This is a genomic window from Streptomyces sp. bgisy130, from assembly GCF_057708345.1.
Window position 1 is genome coordinate 88646 of sequence record NZ_JBYISA010000001.1, and the last position, 17396, is coordinate 106041.

The 17396-nt window shown below is 65.6% G+C and carries 15 protein-coding genes and 2 pseudogenes; 9 read left to right on the top strand and 8 right to left on the bottom strand.

Annotation, left to right across the window (positions count from 1 at the left end; translation table 11 throughout):
• Window positions 1–74: 74 nt before the first annotated feature.
• The 3 genes from AC3EUV_RS00355 to AC3EUV_RS00365 form a co-directional block, all read right to left on the bottom strand.
• Window positions 75–1952 carry a diiron oxygenase gene (locus AC3EUV_RS00355; RefSeq protein ID WP_435601882.1) on the bottom strand — a complete coding sequence of 626 codons (1878 nt, stop codon included), beginning with the start codon at window positions 1950–1952 and terminating at the stop codon, window positions 75–77.
• Window positions 1953–2308: 356 nt separating this feature from the next.
• Window positions 2309–2725, bottom strand: a complete 417-nt coding sequence (locus AC3EUV_RS00360) for a hypothetical protein (RefSeq protein ID WP_432141023.1) — start codon at window positions 2723–2725, stop codon at window positions 2309–2311.
• Between the two features lie 60 nt (window positions 2726–2785).
• Window positions 2786–3907, bottom strand: a complete 1122-nt coding sequence (locus tag AC3EUV_RS00365; RefSeq protein WP_432141024.1) for a hypothetical protein — start codon at window positions 3905–3907, stop codon at window positions 2786–2788.
• A gap of 153 nt (window positions 3908–4060) precedes the next feature.
• Between AC3EUV_RS00365 and AC3EUV_RS00370 the strand changes: the two are divergent.
• Window positions 4061–4204 (top strand): annotated as a pseudogene (locus AC3EUV_RS00370) (Zn-dependent oxidoreductase); the annotation flags it as partial.
• A 344-nt stretch (window positions 4205–4548) separates the two neighbouring features.
• Here the strand turns inward: AC3EUV_RS00370 and AC3EUV_RS00375 are convergent.
• Window positions 4549–5199: an HNH endonuclease family protein gene (locus AC3EUV_RS00375; RefSeq protein ID WP_432141025.1), complete on the bottom strand. Its 651-nt coding sequence runs from the start codon at window positions 5197–5199 to the stop codon at window positions 4549–4551.
• Window positions 5200–5430: 231 nt separating this feature from the next.
• Between AC3EUV_RS00375 and AC3EUV_RS00380 the strand changes: the two genes are divergently transcribed.
• The 4 genes and pseudogenes from AC3EUV_RS00380 (at window position 5431) to AC3EUV_RS00395 (ending at window position 8208) form a co-directional block, all read left to right on the top strand.
• A complete protein-coding gene (locus AC3EUV_RS00380; RefSeq protein ID WP_432141026.1) occupies window positions 5431–5937 on the top strand; it encodes a hypothetical protein in 507 nt (168 codons plus the stop codon).
• Window positions 5938–6295: 358 nt separating this feature from the next.
• Window positions 6296–6895: pseudogene (locus AC3EUV_RS00385) on the top strand (molybdopterin-dependent oxidoreductase); the annotation flags it as partial.
• A gap of 206 nt (window positions 6896–7101) precedes the next feature.
• The gene (locus tag AC3EUV_RS00390) at window positions 7102–7464 is read left to right on the top strand and encodes a DUF6193 family natural product biosynthesis protein (protein ID WP_432141027.1); all 363 of its coding nucleotides are present in this window, start codon (window positions 7102–7104) and stop codon (window positions 7462–7464) included.
• A 216-nt stretch (window positions 7465–7680) separates the two neighbouring features.
• Entirely contained in the window at window positions 7681–8208 is a 528-nt protein-coding gene (locus AC3EUV_RS00395; protein ID WP_432141028.1) for a hypothetical protein, read from the top strand.
• 501 nt (window positions 8209–8709) lie between these two features.
• Here AC3EUV_RS00395 and AC3EUV_RS00400 read toward each other — a convergent pair.
• Complete coding sequence (locus AC3EUV_RS00400) at window positions 8710–9168, bottom strand: hypothetical protein (RefSeq protein WP_432141029.1); 459 nt, start codon at window positions 9166–9168, stop codon at window positions 8710–8712.
• Between the two features lie 28 nt (window positions 9169–9196).
• The gene (locus AC3EUV_RS00405) at window positions 9197–10711 is read right to left on the bottom strand and encodes a restriction endonuclease fold toxin-2 domain-containing protein (protein WP_432141030.1); all 1515 of its coding nucleotides are present in this window, start codon (window positions 10709–10711) and stop codon (window positions 9197–9199) included.
• A 785-nt stretch (window positions 10712–11496) separates the two neighbouring features.
• Between AC3EUV_RS00405 and AC3EUV_RS00410 the strand changes: the two genes are divergently transcribed.
• From AC3EUV_RS00410 to AC3EUV_RS00420, 3 genes are all read left to right on the top strand, one after another.
• Window positions 11497–11769 carry a hypothetical protein gene (locus tag AC3EUV_RS00410; RefSeq protein WP_432141031.1) on the top strand — a complete coding sequence of 91 codons (273 nt, stop codon included), beginning with the start codon at window positions 11497–11499 and terminating at the stop codon, window positions 11767–11769.
• A 188-nt stretch (window positions 11770–11957) separates the two neighbouring features.
• Window positions 11958–12434: an RNA polymerase sigma factor sigma-70 region 4 domain-containing protein gene (locus AC3EUV_RS00415; RefSeq protein ID WP_432141032.1), complete on the top strand. Its 477-nt coding sequence runs from the start codon at window positions 11958–11960 to the stop codon at window positions 12432–12434.
• A 214-nt stretch (window positions 12435–12648) separates the two neighbouring features.
• The gene (locus tag AC3EUV_RS00420) at window positions 12649–13437 is read left to right on the top strand and encodes an SAM-dependent methyltransferase (protein WP_432141197.1); all 789 of its coding nucleotides are present in this window, start codon (window positions 12649–12651) and stop codon (window positions 13435–13437) included.
• 8 nt (window positions 13438–13445) lie between these two features.
• Here the strand turns inward: AC3EUV_RS00420 and AC3EUV_RS00425 are convergent, their stop codons facing one another.
• Window positions 13446–14396, bottom strand: a complete 951-nt coding sequence (locus AC3EUV_RS00425) for a helix-turn-helix domain-containing protein (RefSeq protein WP_432141033.1) — start codon at window positions 14394–14396, stop codon at window positions 13446–13448.
• An 86-nt stretch (window positions 14397–14482) separates the two neighbouring features.
• Window positions 14483–14719 carry a DUF397 domain-containing protein gene (locus AC3EUV_RS00430; protein WP_432141034.1) on the bottom strand — a complete coding sequence of 79 codons (237 nt, stop codon included), beginning with the start codon at window positions 14717–14719 and terminating at the stop codon, window positions 14483–14485.
• Window positions 14720–15732: 1013 nt separating this feature from the next.
• Here AC3EUV_RS00430 and AC3EUV_RS00435 point away from each other — a divergent pair.
• Entirely contained in the window at window positions 15733–17301 is a 1569-nt protein-coding gene (locus AC3EUV_RS00435) for a zinc finger domain-containing protein (RefSeq protein ID WP_432141035.1), read from the top strand.
• The last annotated feature ends 95 nt before the right edge of the window (window positions 17302–17396 follow it).

Here is a 17396-nt window from a genome sequence, read left to right on the forward strand (position 1 = left end):
TCGGCTGTCGGCTGACAGTCGGCGGAGGTTGTTGCTCCAGACGACACGTGCCACCGGGCAGCCTCGGAGTCGCATCACGACACAAGGCCAGCCGCGCCCAAAGCATCCGACAGACACGAACGGTCGAGTGCTCCGCACCGCTCCAAATAGCGAAGCGTGGCCCCACCCGCAATTGAGGCATCCTCACGCAAACGCGAGGGCGAGTACACATCATGACAGATGTCATCGACCTCACAGGATGTCAAACCGTAGCCGACGAGCTCCCGCCGCAGGCCCTCTACATCCGGAGCGGTGAACTCCATTATGAAGCGCGGCAGGAACGGCGCAAGGAGGTCCTGTTCCTTTGGGGCCAGCTGCTGCCACAGCTGTGGCAGGTAGCCAGCGAAGAATGAATGATGGCGCCCTTCGTCGACGGCGTGGTCGGCGATTGCCGCTCGAACAGCGCGGGCTACAGACTCGTCGCGCGGGATGATCGACAGCGTGGATGAGATCATCGTCTCGGACACAGCCACGAAGAGTTGACGGGCGAGAGCCCGTGTCCGATCGCATGGCAGACCAGCCAGCAGTTCTTCAAGACGTCGGTCTATCTCCACGCCCCGGCCCACAATGGGTTCAGTTCCCGTACCCTGGTGGACGTCGCGTGTCAGCTCAACGGCTTCAAGAGCGTGGTAGCCCTCATCCACGTAGATTTGGTGAGCTTCGTACGCGTCCTGCCCCCTTACTTTCAACGGGACATCACGGTGCGCAATGGCGAGGACGGCGGGATTGACCACATATTGCTCAAGTCGGATCGTGAACGCCATGAACCGGTAGAAGTGCTGTGTGTGGAGGTTCTCCCAGTTGGCCTCGTCCAGTCGGTCCAATAGAAGCGGATGGGCAGCGACCGGGATCTGCTTAGTGGAGAAGACCAAGTGCCCGTCGGAATCTTCCTGCTTCCAGATGCGCTGCGGCCGGGTGCGCACCGTTGCTGTGCGGTGCCAGCGCTCTCGTTGCATATGCCTGCTAGGCATTGAACCAGCCCCGGTGCTGCTCGCCCCTGTGCCCGTTTCTGTGGCACGGCGGTAGACGCCGACCCCTTCGGACGTCGGGAAGGTGAGGGCGCGGTCGTAGTGACGAGCGACAAGTCCGAAGAATTCTGCGAACTGCTCACAATTCTTGGCGATCTTTTGCTCGAAATAGGCATTGTCCGTGAGATTGGTGAGGAGAATATTATGAGCCAACAAGACGCCACCAGCTCGCAGCCGGGGAGTCAGCGCGGATGTTATCGGTCCGTAGATTGCCTTGCTGCGCCTATCTACCGGCCCTTCAGATATCGGACCTTCAGCATCCAAAACCGCGAGATCGCATAGCGCTCGATTGCGCTCCAGATACGCTATAGCATCCTCGCAGACAAACGTACAGAAATCTGCATAACCCAATCGCCGCATATTATCTACGGAAAGATCGAGGGCCCTCTGGTCCGGATCGATCAGAATCGCCTCACCTCCAGCGGCAACGATCCCAGGGAGGGCCCAAGCCGCCCAATATCCGTAGTAAGAACCCATGAAGAGGACGCGCGAAGGTGCCATTATTTCCGCGACCGCGTACAGCAGTCGCGCCTCTTCCGGAAATATATAGGTGGCGTTTCCTTCATGCTGGAATTTTGCGGCTACCCGGCTACGGTACCGGTCGAATTTTTCGCGATCATAGTCAGCCCCGGTGATCACGTTGGTAGTGTGTAGCTGCTTCAGCAACTCGTCGACCATAGACTCCTCGTCCACGGCGAGCCGTGTCGCAAGGTTCAACTGGTCTTCGTTCACTCCCCAGTCTTCAGGCTTCTGTTCAGTTATGGCCTCTTGCAGACACTCCCGCGAAATGACACCGTTACTGAATTCTGTCAGGGCGGTAATATCTCTGAGTCTGGAACGTATCAAGGAATCGACCGCTCCGGATGACTCTCGAAAACTCTCCACGGCCTGCCTTCTCCAATCTGAATGCTTACCCCTCGCTGCGGTTGGCCACAGAAATTTCCCTAGTGGAACGGGAACTCGAACAGTCAACGAGGCTCAGATTCCCGTCCCGCTGAAGCCGGTTCTCCGACAAGAGCTTCTGAAATGCCGGATCCCCGGGAATGAGATGGCGTTACAGCAATAACCGGTACTCATCCATGGGTGCTACTTCGCCCAGCTTCCCTGCGACTACCGCGAAGCGCACGCGGTGAAAGTTCAAGTTGAGCCATGTGGGGCGGATGAGTGCCTCACCCCGTCCGCCACGGCATGAGACCGGCGGAACGGGGTCGTGGAGGGCATTCGACGCGCAGAGGCGACCGTCAGGTGTGCAGAATGCGCACGGCGAGCAGCGTCTGCCAGGTCCAGCCGACCGTGAGTGAGACGCGCTGGATCAGTCCGCCCAGATCCACCCAGCGTTGATGCTGGCTGAACGCGGCACTGGCCAGCGCCATCGTAAGAGCACACCGCTGGCGATCGAGTAGAGGGCCCATCCCGGCGAGCTGGACAGGGCGAAGACGAAACAGGCTATGGCAAGGGCGAGGAATCCGATGAGGGAACAGGTCATGCAGAGCCCCGGCGTGGGTGGGGCGCTGAAGTTGATCGGGGGTGCCGACTGGGTAGCCGCTCACCGGATCCGTGCGGCAGGCACCTGCGCCCAGCAGACCGACCGCCCATACGCGGCGGTAGCCGTGGCCGTACTTGTCGGACAGACGCGAGGCGTCCGTGGCGGCGGCCATCGGTCCTGGGCACCGTGCCCGCCGCAGCGCTCGTACGTCAGCCGGCTGCGTCGCAGGGGGCTACAAGGCCCCGCCGGCGCCGGGGCCCCTGTGGCTGAACAACGCGACCACCCGTCCCAGCTGGTGGAGCTTGCGCGTGTAGGCCGCCGAGAGGAAGGCGGCCAGAGTGAACACCGTGAGGGGGATGAACAGCAGCCCTGCTCCCTCCGCCCCGGCTGCTGGCGCGATGACGAGGGAGGCCGCAGTTGCAACACCGGCGATTGCGAACACCCCGCCGAGCCCCTTCACGTCTTCTACCTCCGGGCCCGGCTCGGCGGGCAGAGCCTCGGCATCGAGGAGTGCCCCGTATGCCGCTTGAGACTGACGGGCCGCCACGGTGAGCGCCATGGCGCCGAGCTCGCGGGCCGCCCGCTCCCGGTCCTCGACAAGTTCGCTGAGCTTGTCGGCGAACGCGGTGCGGACCTTCTGCCCGTGCTCACGCAGACGCCTTTGGTCAGCCGCGTATTTGGCTTGCAGCCCTGCAGCGGCTTCCGCGCTGTTTCTCACCGCAATCATCAGTTCCGAGACCTTCTCGTGCACGTCAGTCAACGCTTCGGTCCGCGTACGGCCCGCTGGAGCGGAGGCGAGAGCAGCAAGGGATGGGAGCGCGTCCAAGGCTTCGGTCACCACCTGGTCGCCGTCCTTGACGTACCCCTTGCGCAGCCCCTCCCGCTTGTCCGACATTCGGCGATAGGAGGAACAGGCGAAGGCCACAACGAACCCCACCGCCGCGGCCTTCCCCCCACCCTTTGCCAGGGCCCGGCCAGCCTTCTTCTCCTCCTCGACCGACAACGGCGCTACCTGCGACTTCTTGGCTGCCGCGGTGGCCTCCCTCTTCTGCTCGGCTTCCAGGGCCAGCGTGACCATGGCGAGAAAGCCCACCACGAGCGCCATCATCAGAGCCGCGCCGAAGGATCCGGCCAGGAGCATCCGGCATGACTTCCACGGGGTACGAGACGGCCGGGTGTAGGCGGCGCGAAGGTCGTCCCAGGGCACCGGGCCGGTGTGCCCGAGTTCGACAGCGGCGGCTCTCGCCTTCTCGATGCGCTCCTCGGCGGCTGTGGCATAGCGGGCCCGTAACCGGTCTCGGTAGCCGGGCCGCTGCGCGGCGCTCGGTGGGGCCGGGGCAGGGGGCGTGGTCAAGGCCGTTGTCCTCTCTCCTGGGTACTTGAGGAACACACCAGGAGAGAGCAGCTGGTTGCAGCGGCCAGGAGTACACGGCACAGCCAGCGCGTGATGTCGGCCACCAACCGGACATCCGAACGCACGCGCCGCCCTCCAGGGCCTGTCTGTGCCCTCGTCGATCGGGCACGAGACGTCGCCGAACAGATCCGCGCTACCGCTCCGAGGGGCACCGACGTCGCACTCGACGTCGTCGCCGCGGGCTCGGTGAGTGAGGGTCTGCCGCTGCTACGCGAAGGCGGCCGGTGGGTCATCGCCGTCGGTGACGGACGGCCGGCTGGCGTGCCCATGGAGCTCGGTTGCAACTCAGGGGCCACCGGCCTGCGAGGGCAGGCCGGGACGATGGGCGCAGCACGCACCGAACCCACCGTGATCGTGCCGTCTGCTGGGTGGGGCGTAAGGGTGCCACGCGGTCACCATCATGGGCTAGACCTTGTCCGACAAGCCCGGCCACGGCTACCGCTTCGGCAACTTCCTCCTGAACGGCCACAGTCAGATCTTGTGTCCACACCGAGTCCTCTGCTCATGCTGCTGGGCCCCGTGAGTCCACATTGGGGCCCAGCAAACAGCGGGGATGAATCCAGCCGGACCGGACGCGTTGGCTACACCCGGTCGAACTCCACGTCGGTGCTCTCGCAGCCGGCGGCGAGCTGGCGCAGGGTGTCGCGCTCAGCGCGGTCGACGGTCAGCGACCAGCGGAGCTTGGTGCTCACCCAGTCGGACAGGTAGGTGCACTGGGCGTCGGCGGCCGGCGGCATCCACTGGGCGGGGTCCTGGTCGGCTTTGGAGCGGTTGCTCTTGGCGGTGACGGCGACCAGGGAGCGTTCGGCGCCGAGGTCGTTGGCGTAAGCCTGGCGCCGGGACGCGGTCCATTGGGAGGCGCCGGAGTCCCAGGCTTCGGCCAGCGGCACCATGTGGTCGATGTCGAGGCCGGACGGCCCCTGGACGGTGGTGTCGTCGTAGTAGGAGCGCCAGGTGCCGCCGGTGATTTTGCAGCCGGCTCCGATGGTGGGCTGGGTGACGGCTTCGGCGAGGAGGACCTCGTTGCGGGTGTTGCAGCCGTCCTTGTCCTCGTCGATCCAGTGCTTGAACTTGGTGCGCTCGTAGCCGTCGCGGGACTCGGCGGCCTGGGGGAGGGTTTCGATGGCGTCGTGGAGGCTGAGGGTCTCGGCGGCGTGTGCGGGGGCGGTGGCGGCGAGGGGCAGCAGGGCGAGGGTCGCGGCCGCGAGGGCGCGGGCAGTCGTCTTGATCATGGTCTGTTGATAGCGCCGGCGCGCTGGTGGCCGTGCAGGATCCGGATGGCGGTCACTCGGGGGAGTGGGTAGTCATACCGGCCCCGATAAACTCACGTGGGTGCCCTGTTTGGCCAGCTGAAGGCAGCAGGCCGCTACGGCATCAGCTCCGCGAGATCGATCGCCTGGGGCGGGAACTCGATTGTCGCGGCTGTAAGGAGGCTGCGGTTCAGTCAGTTGACAGGAGGCCCGGTGACTCATGATGAGGCTCTCGAGGAGCTGAGCCGGCTCGCGCACGAGAGAGCTTTCGGCGGATACTTCGGGTCCGACATGCTCATTCAGGTCGGTCTGGACGCACTGCTTGCCGGGGTCGAAAGCGAGTCCCTTGCGATGCTGGCCGGCCTCGGGCGCAGCGAAGAGCTCGAGGCGCCGGAACTCTTCGAGCGGGTGCTGTACGAGCTGGGGCTGGAAATAGAGGTACCACCCGACCCCCGGTCGGCGAAGTGGGCCCTGGCCTCCTGGCTCGCCGGGCGCATGGTGGACGGTTCCCTCGACCCTGCGGCCGGCGCCTTCCGGATCTGGCGCGACGTCGCCTGGGACCTCGATTACCCGGACGCACTGCAGCCGCTCGTCGTGTGCGCCTACAACCTCGACGACTGGCGCGACAGCTGGGGTGTACCAGTGGAAAAGCTCAAGAAGGAAGCGATCGAGGCAGCAGCACACTTCCTGGCCCAGCAAGCACAGCCTGAGCACGACTGAGCCCCAGCTCTCCGGTGGAAGTCCTCAGCGGGCAGGACATCACGAACAGTTGGCGAGCCGATCGACCGGCCGACCGCCTGCCGATGCCATACCTCGCCGACCGGTGAGTTCCGCAGGCTCACCACTGGATGGTGCGTCGCGCTACGGCCAGTTGGCCGAGTGGTGCCCCCACGGCGGCCGACTGTTATCCGCGACACCGGACGGGTACGGCTATCTCGGCCCTGATTCTCCTGGCAGCAGGCGGAGGTGGGAGGTGGGACCGTCGCCCGATCGCATTGCGGAGCCGTGGGGGCCGCGTACGCCATACGGGCTGGGGGAGGAGTGGCCGGTCCGGGTGGATACCTAGCTCGCGGACGGAGTGACCGTACGCGATGTCGAGCGATGGGTTCCCACGACCTCGCTGCTGCACTCCAACGGGGATGCGATGGACGTGGCGGTCGACGCGGGCCAGATCCTGGGGGTGCGGGGCCGGGCCGGTGACAGGGGCAACCGGGGACGTCTCGGTCCCAAGGAGCTCTTCGCCTGGCAGGCGAATGCCGCTCCGGACCGGCTCACCCGCCCGCTGGTGCGGGAGGCGGGCCGGCTGACCGAGACGGACTGGCCCACCGCCATGGAGCGGATCGTCGACCGGTCGCGGCATCTGCTGACGGTGTGCGGCCCCGGGCTCTATCGGCTTCTACACCACCGGCCAGTTGTTCCTGGAGGAGTACTACACCCTCGCGGTCATCGCGCGGGCCGGGCTCGGCACCAACCATCTGGACGGCAACACCCGTCTGTGCACAGCCACCGCCGCCGAGGCCCTCAAGCAGACTTCGGCTCGGACGGCCAGCCGGGCTCGTACGCTGATCTCGACCAAGCCGACACCCTCGCCCTCTTCGGGCACAACATGGCCGAGACCCAGCCCGTGCTGTGGATGCGCGTACTGGACCGGCTGGCCGGGCGCCAGCCACCGAAGCTTGACTTTGTTCACGTTTAGCGGCAGCGGTTGTCTGCAGGTTTGAACAGCAGCTGCCGGTCGGAAACGGCGGGGATGTTCACGAGAAATGGCTCTGGCTCAACTTCTGTGGAGGTAGGGTGCTGCACCTGCGGAGGGCGAGGCGCTTGCTGCACGCCCCATCGCTCGATGCGAGGTTCTGACACCCTTCTCCTATGGACTCAACGGGCATGGCGGAGCACGTCATCGAGGCCGAGTGGACGAGGCTACTCGCTTCAGATCGCGTGGACGGTGATCTGGTGCGCTCCGCCTACGCCGAACCCAGATTGCGGCAGCTCTTCCCCTGGGTTGGCATGTGGGAGCTGCACTTCAGCCGGTGCACCGAACATCCCTGCACGTGGGACGTGCCCTACATCGCCCCACGACCGGGCGGAGGCTTCGTCGTGGCGGGGCCGTCCAGGGTGGAGTCCGTCGGTGAGGCTGACACCGCTGAGGCAGCTGTGGAGATGGTGGCGGACCGTCTGCCTCCGGGCTGTGGTCGAGCGATTGTCGGCAACCGTCACGACCTGGCCGCTTTAGCACAGGAAAGCTGACAATCGGGCCGCGATTTGCCGAGCGACAGTTTTCACAGAAGTTGAGCCAGAACCCGAAAATGACGTCAATGGGTGGGGCCCAGTGTGATTCGGCGAGTCGTTGGTTGGTCATCTCGACAAGGCCGGGTGAGCGGGTCCGCCATGATCCGCTAGGGTCTGGGCTTCTGGGCTGAGCCTTGATCGGTAAGTGGCCTGTTCGGCGTGGGGGGAGTTGTCTTGGCTGTTCCGTGGGAGCTGGTGATCTCGAGCGCGGGTGGCGTTGCCGCCACGCTCGTAGGTGTTGTCGCCGGCGGTGTGGTCGGACGGCGGGGGCAGAATCAGCAGTGGATCAGGGACAACCGGACGGCTGCGTATGCGGCCTTCTTGCAGGCGTTCGCCACGCTGGAGATGGAACTTCGTGAGGCGTTCCTCGAGGACCGGCCCCATACGGCTGATTGGGTGCCGTGGCACTCGGCGCTGACCACGGTCAGTCTGGTTGCGCCGCGTGAAGTGGCGGCGGCTGCTTCAGAGCTGACGGGGGCTGTGGGACGCTTTTGTGAACTGGTCGACAACTCGCCCAAGAAGCGTGAGGACTTGCAGGGGATACACGCCGCCCTGGTTGAGGGCCAGATGCGTTTCGTCAATGCGGCCCGTGCCTCGCTGGACGGATCGCAGTTGCCGCTCGACTGGCAGCTTGGAGGCCCGCCGGCGTGGCATGAGGTCGAGCCGTATGCCCCAGCTCCGTCAGTGGACGGATCCGCATAGGTTAGGAGTTGTCAGCTCTGCCCCTCATGGTGGGGATGGCCTGCCGTAGAGGGCGGCAGGCTATCGAGGGGGAAGCTGCCGGCGTCAACCGGCTGGCTGGCGGCATCCAGTGGCCTCCTGTCGCGGAATGGTGGGCGTGCTGCTCCGGCCCACCGCCCTTCCGTCATTGGTGCGATCTGCCGTGCAGCGATGACGTCGACCCCGTTCCCTTCACGGATCTCTGCGACGCGGTCGGCGCACTCGTCTTCGGTCCAGGCCCGGCCCTGCCGCTGGGGACGAGCTCCGTTCGCCGCTGTCTCCTGGTCTCCCACCTGTGCCGGCCTCCCCGTCTTCACTGGCGAGTGGTCATCTCGCCTGTTCACGCCTTAACCTTCGCTCACCTGCGGCCCGTGTGCAGGCATTCAGGGGATGTCGAGCAGGGGGCGTCGGCGGTTGGAGGCGTGGTCAGTTGCTGAGAGCCTTGAAGCGGCTGGACCGGCAGGTGGTGGGAGGTACTGCTGGCTAACCGAGCTGCTCCTCCTCATGCCGGAGGACCTGGCCAACGTGTTCGAGCAGGCACTGTTCCAGCTCGGTCAGCGTCCCGCTACGGAGTTCCACCAGTGGCAATTCCCACTCCACGCCTTCGCGGATGTTCACCATGAGCCCGCTATCGGTCGGCACGATGGTTTGCTGGAGCCAGCTGGCGAAGTCGGCCGCTTCGGCGGCGGTGCAGTCCTCGATTGCTACGCCGTTCGGTTCGACTCCCATCATCCCTTCGTTGATCTCGCCGCGGGATGTGTGGAACTGGAAGGAGAGCGTCTCTCCTGTGTAATGCCCGCTCCATGCCTCCACGACCGCCTCGGGCTCTTTCGCGCGCAAGGCGTCGGCGAAGGCGGGGAAGGTGAGGCCCCATCCCTGGGGAGCGCCTTCGGGCGGGCTGAAGATGAACATGGTTCGGAAGTTGCCGGCGTCTTCGCTCATTTCCCATCCTCTTCGATCGCCATTGGGGTCAGGGCACGTGCCTGCTGTAGCCGTTGACCCCGTGGGCGACGAGCAGGGCATCCCAGTAGGGCACGGCATCGGGGTCATTGGTGGCAACCTCCACGCCGCGCAAGCGGCCCGCGTGGGCCGGGTACTCGATGGCCGCTTTGTACTTGTACAGCTCTTTCTCGTCCTTCTTGTGGAGTACCTTCTCCTGGAAGTTGTCGCTGTTCTCCAGGTCGTCGAGGTTCCGGTACGTGCATCCCGGCCTCTTGACGAACTTCGCTTCCACGGCCATGCCGTCGGTGTCGCGCAGGCCGTCCACCATCAGTGTGCCGAGGGCTGACTTGCGCGGATCGATCGGGACCTCCTTCTCGGGGTAGCCCGCGGTTCGGTGTTGGTAGTCCCTTTCGGCTTTGGTGCCGCCGGAGAAGCCCCCGTCGCGAAGGCTGTGTGCCCATCGGTTGAAGCTCTGTCGCTCGGTGGGCGTCAGCGGCGGGAACCGCGGGTCGGGGGGCACAGGGGGTGGCATTGCGGGACGGTAGAGGCTCGGATCGGGTTTGGTGTAGCCGGCCGGGATCATGATGGGAATTCGAGGAGGCAGCGGGAGAGGGAGCCCGGGCGGAAGGATCGGGCTGGGTTTCCAGGGGGCCGGGTCGGGCTGCGGAACGCGTACGCGCGATTGCGAGGAGTCCAGACTGTGGCCCAGGCTGGCGAGGTCCATGATGCGGTCGTCGCCAGAGACTGCCGCGTGGAGGCCCCCGTCCTCACCGTTGCCTCCGAAGGCGGGGTTGTCCCAGACGGAGTCGCCGCCGCTGTCGAATAACGCGTCGGAGGCGGTTTCTCCCCAGGACTTTTTGCTGGCGGCTTCGACGTGGTCGGCGTACCTGTCGCAGGCGTTGGCGAGCTGTTGGCAGGCAGCTGGCAGATTGGCCAGCAGAGTGCATGCCGGCTCGGCCTTGGCCGGCGGGTGGTCATGGCCCACGAACTTGGTGAAGAAGGCGTTGACCGCCTCTGCGGTCTTCCCTTCGTGGTTGCGGGCGGCCGTCTTCCAGCAATCTTGCGCGTCGGACAGGACGCGCTCAGATATGTTCTTCGCCTTTCGCCAGGTTCGTGCCACCGACCTGAGCTTTTCCGGGTCGCCGCGGAAGCGGTCACCGACGAGGTACTTGTCGATTGCGGAGGTCTCCCCGATGACCTCGGGCAGTTCGTTCCCGCGGCCCCGGGGCGCCGGGGCACAGTCCGCTGACTTGCCGGAGTACGGCTCGGACGTGCTGCGCTGCCCGATCGCGGCGAGCATGTCCTCCGCGACCTTGCTCTCCGTCGCCATGTAGTTGTTGGCCGTCTGCAGCAGGGACTCGCTTCCTCGCCCCATGACGTGCGCGGCCTCGCCCGCCTGGTTCACCGTCGTCTTCGAAGCACTGTCGTACAGGGCGGCAAAGGCCCGTCCAGCGTCATCGTCGCCGGCCATTCCTGCCTGCTCATCCAGTTCCCTGATCAGCGCGAGCACCAGCTCGATGAGCAGCTCGTTGAGGGTGTGCATACCCCACGAGGAGTTGATCAGGTCAACTGCGTGCGTACGAAAAGACAAGCTTGCAACCCCCGGCCTACGCGAGCGGGCCAGTCTGCCATGGGCAGTTGAGGTGCTTCCGCTGACCGATGCCAATCAGCCAAGGCAGGGGGCGATCCCGGCGGGAAGGGGCCGGTCTGGGCGTGGTGCTGGGCAGAGGGGGAGCCGTTGGCCCTCAGGCCGGTCATCTGGTCTGGGCGTCCCATCCGGAGGCCGGTGCCTCCCGGCGGTGACAGAGGAGCGCTGGTGGAGTCCGCTGCTGACAGGTGCGCGGTCCTCTCGTAGAGCAGTGTGCCGCCAGGAGTGTGGGCTTGGTTCGGCTGCTGCAAGCGTCTACCGAAGCGCCACCCGGCGCGCCGTGGGGTTCTTCCGCGAGCCGGGTCGGGGAGCGTGTGGCTGCGGATTGCAGGGGCTCCGGCCCCGAGAGGGCCTTTTTCACCCAAACGAGTGGTGGGACTCGTGTGATGCGTGCGGGGTTTGCAGGATGGGCTGATCAGTTTCGATCGACCTCGTTGAGAATGTTGTGCACCTACTTCCCATCGTGAGCGTTCAAGCGCCTAATCGCTGTCAACGCCGCGAGTTGCCACCGCGTGATCAGGAGTGCCCGGCTCCGTTTTCACGGAGGTCAACGGCGCCGGCAAGTGGATTGTGCGACTAGCGTCCGAGACGGCACGAAAAGAGGACCCCGAGGCTGACGTCAACCAACTCGAGGCCCTCTTACTCGTGCCTTCTCAACAACGCACCGAGGAGCGCGAACATTGATTCAGCACGTCGTCCGCCGGAAGCTCGCAAGGATCCTTCCGGCAGCGCCAGAGATTAGCATTCCGCTGTCCGCCGTCGTACAAACCGGGATTTCGAGCGTTCTTCTGCTGACGCTCCGGTTCAGTTCTGTTCTGCTCATTGGCGTTCTCGCGGCTGCTGCGGTCCGCCAGCAGCCTCTTGCGGTGGAAGTCCTCGTCGGAATGGTGGCCGCCGCTGTCTCCGACCGCAGCTGCATCGTCTATCTGAAGGTACGCCGCCGCACCGTCTGAGCCGTCGCTGCGGAATCATCCCCTCGCCCGCCACTTGCGGGCGAGGGCCTACCCGACGGCGCAGCGATCCGGTGTCCTCGAGTGGCGGCCCGCACCGTATTGCTGTTGCGCATTGGCCCTAACGCCGGCTGCTCGCCTCTGCCTTGCCTTGCCCGATCCTCAACTCAGTGAGGAGGAGAGCCATGCTGATGCGCGACGGTCCATGCGGGCGGCGCCCTGACGCCGAACTCGACGACCACCGCGGCCCCTCCCGGGGTACTCCGCCACTGCCGAGGCGGCTGCCGGTCTCCTACTTCGCCTTCTGTCGCGACCAGTGGGCCGTCTACCAGAGCTTCTGCGCGGTCACGGTGGGATCCGCTCGCATCGGCACCACCATCGCCCGGGCCGTGCTGCACGACCTCGGCGACCGGTGGGACGCCGCACTGCGCACTTGCTCTCCAGCGGCATACGCCTGGAATCTTCTCTCCCGCCGAGTCTGCGAGCGCCGCACCGAGAGCGGACTGCATCGCCTGCTCGATCGCAATGAGGCCGACGCGCTGGTTCTGCGGTACAAGCTCGGCCTCTCCTCCCTGGAGGCCGGCCATGCAATGGGCATGACGCCGGCCAACTTCGAGATGCTCCGACACCGCGCCGTGCTGGCACTGCTCCCCAGCCGCGCCAGGTGAATATGCTGCTGGCGAATGCCCTGGTCAGAGGCGTGGTGTGCGCCGCACCTTGATGAGTTACACCGCTGCTTGAAATGCCATCAAATGGCATGCCTCGTTGGTGGAGGCGGGTAGCCCTGGCTCAACTGGCCCTCTTAGCATGGGGCCTCTGCTGTCGGAGACACGCAGCGTCTACGGGGACGTGTGCGCCCGAGAGTGTGGGGAGCGGCTCATCATCGATCTCAGCAAGCCCAGCGTTGCCAGAATGTACGACCACCTTCTCGGCGGCACAGACAACTACCAAGTCGACCGGGACGCCTGTGCGGAGTTACTCCGTCTCGCCCCCAGCACCCGTGAACTCGCGCTGGTCAACCGCGCGTTTCTGGTGAGAGCCGTGCGCTATCTCGCACAGGAGCACGGGGTACGCCGATTCCTCGACCATGGCTCGGGGCTGCCGACACGGCCCAACGTGCACCAGGTCGCCCAGGAGGTCGATCCCACCAGCGAGGTCGTGTACATCGACAACGACCCTGTCGTCCTGGCCCATGGGGAGATGATGTTGGCGGAGGACCCGATCACGACGGCCGTCCTGGGCGCCGACATGCGCAACAGCGCTGGCATCTTCGACAGCCGCGCGGTCCGGCGACTGCTGCGTGACGACAAGCCGGTCGCGGCCCTCTTCGTCTCGGTCCTTCACTGCATTCCCGACAAAGATGACCCCTGGTGCCTCGTGCGGAACGTTGTCGAGCAGCTACCGCGTGGCAGCTATCTGGTCATTTCTCAGCTCGCCAGTGACGACGCGGAACTCCGCGATAGCATCACCGACTTCATGTGCGAGATCACCGATGGCTCCTGGGGGCAGGTCCGATCGAAGAGCGAGGTCCAGCGCTTCTTCGAGGGCTTGGACCTGTTGGAGGAATCCGAGCCGGTCGAAGTCTCGCGCTGGCACCCCGACAGCGACATCGCGCCCCGGCAGCGGTCTGAGGAGTGGATCGAGTACGGTGGCGTCGCCCGCATCGGGTGACGTGCAGATTACTTGGGTGCCCCGCTGACGAGCTGGTCGATGTAGTGCTGGATGCGCTCCATTGTTGCTGTCTTGGGCAAAGCCTGCTGCCACCAGTAGTCCATCGACGCCATGAACGTCTCGATCTGCCCCATGTCGGTGAGGAGTTCGCCGCTGACGTTCTTGTTCTCCAGGTAGACCGAACGGTTCTCCGCGCCCTCCCAGGGCTTGAACAGGGTTATCGCCGGGTGCAGCGGCGAGCCCTTCCGCAGCGCGCTTCCGGGCAGGATCCGGATGTGCACGTTCGGCTTGTTCTCCGCCACGTTCAGCAGGTACCTCAGCTGCTCCCGCATGACCATGATGCCGCCCAGCTGCTTGTCCAGTACCCATTCCGCGATGAGGGCCCGGAAGAGGGGGGCTTGTGGCTGGTCGAGGAGATGCTGCCGGCGCATCCGCATCTGCAGGCGGCGCTCGATGGCTGCGAAAGCCTCGCGCCGTTTCTCGGGGTCGACCTGCGCTTGGGCGTAGTCGGCCATCAGGGCCCGGGCGTAGCCCGCGGTCTGAAGCATCCCGGGGACGTTGTTCTCCTGGTACACCTGGACCACCTTCGAGGTGGATTCCAGCGCGAACAGGGATGTCAGGGTGTGGTCTGCGACGTCGGAGAACGCGGACCACCAGCGCTGGTCCGCACGCCACTGCAAGAGCGCCTCGGCGTCACGGAAGATGTCCTCCGGTGCCTTGTAGAAGCGCAGGAGCGCGGTGACGTTCTCTGGCTTGAGCGGGGTCTTGGCGTTCTCGTAGCGGCTGAGCGTGGAGATCGAATTGAACTCCGGAACCGCCTCGACGGCCTCGTGCTGATCGAGCTTCTTCTCGTCGCGCAGGTGCCGCAGCAGGGCGCCGACGAGCTTGGCCGCCGCCTGCGGGGTGGACGGGGGCGCTTGCCCATGTCCACCCACCAAAGCCAAAATTCGACCTGACATGAACACTCCTAGCGCGGACAGGTACCTCCCGCCCGCGCCAGGAAATAGCATTCCATTGGCCAAAGGCAAACCTTGGCCGATGGCTTTCAGACAGTCATGCTGTCGAAATCGCCGTTCAGAACCCCGCCGAAGAATGCCACAATCTCGTCGCGCGTGAACACGAGTGCGGGGCCGTCAGGGAATCGCGAGTTCTGCACCGCGATCTCGTTTTCACCGACCCTCGCAACCTCCACGCAAGAGTTGAGCGCGTCACACGCGGACGCCTTCACCCACTCTGCGCCCGGCACCGAACCGGACGCCATGCCGTTGTGTACCCCGATCATCGTGAACCCGCCTTCCCATTGCTGACGTTGCCAGCCAGCCGCGATCGGACGCTGCCGGCCTCCCCCGTTCCGTCACTCACTTCATCCCGTTTTCGCGTCGCCATGCAATTTGCATGAGCTGTGAGAACGGGTGAAATCCTAGAGGGAGTTCGCCGCGTCCGGCGTCCCTCGAATGGGTGTTCTCGGAAAGATGGAAACCATTAGTATGCCTACTGGCAGGTCAGGGTGATGCACTCCGAATTGGCTGAAGATCGCCTCATGTATTCGGAGCCCTGTGAATGGTTGTGCGCTTCCATGGATTTTTTTGCAGGTCTATTGGTGTAGTCCATATGCGAAGTCGAGACCGGAGGGAGCTGGCTTCACAGTTTCTGACAGTGACGGAATGCGGCGGCGAACTACGGGGTCTCCACGCCCCGGACGGACGGCGCGCAGCCGAACTTGCTGCACCAGGGCCCCTCGTGCAGCCTGCCGCGGAGCGGTGTCTAGCGGGACGAGCGGGCGAGCAGCCGTCTCCCACACGCCGGTGATCAGCGCGTGCGACTGACTGCAGGGCTGGCCTTGGCCGCCGGATGGCCGACGGCGTGGTGTCGGGGCTCGTCTTGTATTCGGGGACAGGAGCCCGGGGCTGGCGGGTGGCGGGCCGTGGGTGAGGTTTGCACGGCGGCAGGGAGCGTCGTGGTGCGCTGTGCGGCTGCCGGGGCGCTCGGGGATGTAGCCGGCGTCGGATGCCTGTGCCACGCGCGAGTTCTGTGCCCAGCTCGGCGATCACTGGCGCTGGCGTGTGGGGCAAGGCTGCAGTGCCCTGGTGGGTGGTCAACGCTCGGTCCTGCCCAGATGGTCCAGGTGTCGAGGCAGTCGCTCGTGGTGACAGGTGCCGCGCTGCCGGGCTGGATGGTCTGCGTGCGGCACCGGTCCGAGCAGATCGCGGCGAGCGCTGAGGCTTGAACACCTCGATCACCTGCATCCTCAACACATCTGGTGGAACGATGAGTTGGGACGAAGGGTCGGTGTTCATGCAGGGTGACAGGCGGCAGATTCAGACAGCGGTGCTGGGCAGCGCGGACTCGGAGGAACCGCTGATCCTGCCACTTGAGGCGATCGAGCTGGACGCCTTCCGGCGCCAGTATGCGGGGCAGACGTTCTGGTGCGGAAGCTGGCTGGGCGGCTGCGGCCGGCAGCTGACGACGAAGCTCTACGTGGACCGGGTGTGCCACTTCGCCCATCACGCCGACTCGGACACCGACCGGCTGCCGTGCGCGCGCCGGGCCCGCGACGTGACCAGCGCGGATCACCTGTATGTGAAAGCGGCTGCCGAAGAACTGATGCGCACCCAGCAACTGCCGGGCCAGGTGGTGTGTTCGGAGCCGGGGCCGGCCCCGGCCGGCTCCCTGGTGCAGCTGCGGCTCGGCGACGGCGACGGACTGAACATCCATATGAACGCGGCGGTCCCGCCCAACTGGGCAGACTTGGAGACTGCGGGCCGCATCGTGGTCGGAGCCGATGTGCCGGTGGACCACCGGGTTCTGCAGCGTCTGCCGTACGTGCACCGCGTCCGGTGCGAGAGCCGTGGCAACAGGCGTGGCGTCCTGATCGGAACCCAGACCGCCCGCGGCACCCAGTGGTTCAGCCCCGAGCAGTGCTCCCTGGGCCCTGCGGGTCTTGTCACCCCGGCACTGGATGATCTGCCCGACCAGCCCGTGGTCCGTCCCTCGGCGCGCACGCATACCGAGATGTGCGAGCAGCCGGCGCGGATGACCGAGGAAGTGCGGCGCCTCCTGTTACGGCTGGCCACCGCACGCCGTTCCCGTGAGATCGGCGTCACCCGGGCCCTGGTCAGGGAGTGTGACGACATCCTCCGGCGCAGGTCTCCCGCACCCCCTGTGTTGCAGCAGGCTCGCGACGCAGCTGTGGAGTGGCTGATGGAGCACAGCCGGGAGGTCATGAAGACGCGGGGGCGCAAGGGCAAGCTCGTGGCCCTGACCGGTAAGGATGCGAAGCGGGAGCAGGAGGAGCGTCAGCGCCGGGCAGAGGAGGCCGCCGTGCAGCGGCGGGAGCATCTGGCGGAGTTGGCCCCTGCCCTGAGGCAGGAGCGCTTTGGTGATGTCCGGGCGCTGCTGCGGGCGATCTCTCAGCTGCCGGACAGTGGGGTGCCGCTGACCCGGGCGGAGATCGACCTGCTGAAGGCCGCCAGGGCCCGTGTCTACAACGGTCACAAGCTCGGAGTGCTCCAGGACCAGGTTGCCCGCAGGAAGTGGCTCCAGCGGCACTGTCCGGTATGCAAGGCTGGCCCAGGCCGGGACTGCTTCGACGATGCCCCGGACGGGCAGCTGGTACGACGCTTCGGCGGTCACGACGAACGGCTCCTCCTGGTGGTCCAGTCCCGGGAGAAGGAAGCAGCCCACAAACGGGCACAAGGCGACGGGAGGAAAGCTTCGCGCAGTGGGGGAACCACTACCGAGGACCTGTCCCGGAACGTGTCACGCGTGTCGTGCCCGACCTGCAAAGCGCGGGTAGGGCAGCCCTGCACGGTGCCGGGCAGCCACCCATCCCGCTTTCGACGCGCAGCCCGACGAAAGCCATGAACGAACGGCGAGTTAGAGGTCATCTCAATTGGTAGGTGCACCTCCGCACATGAGACAGGCTGTCCGGCTCAGGCGCCATGGCTTGACCGTGATGT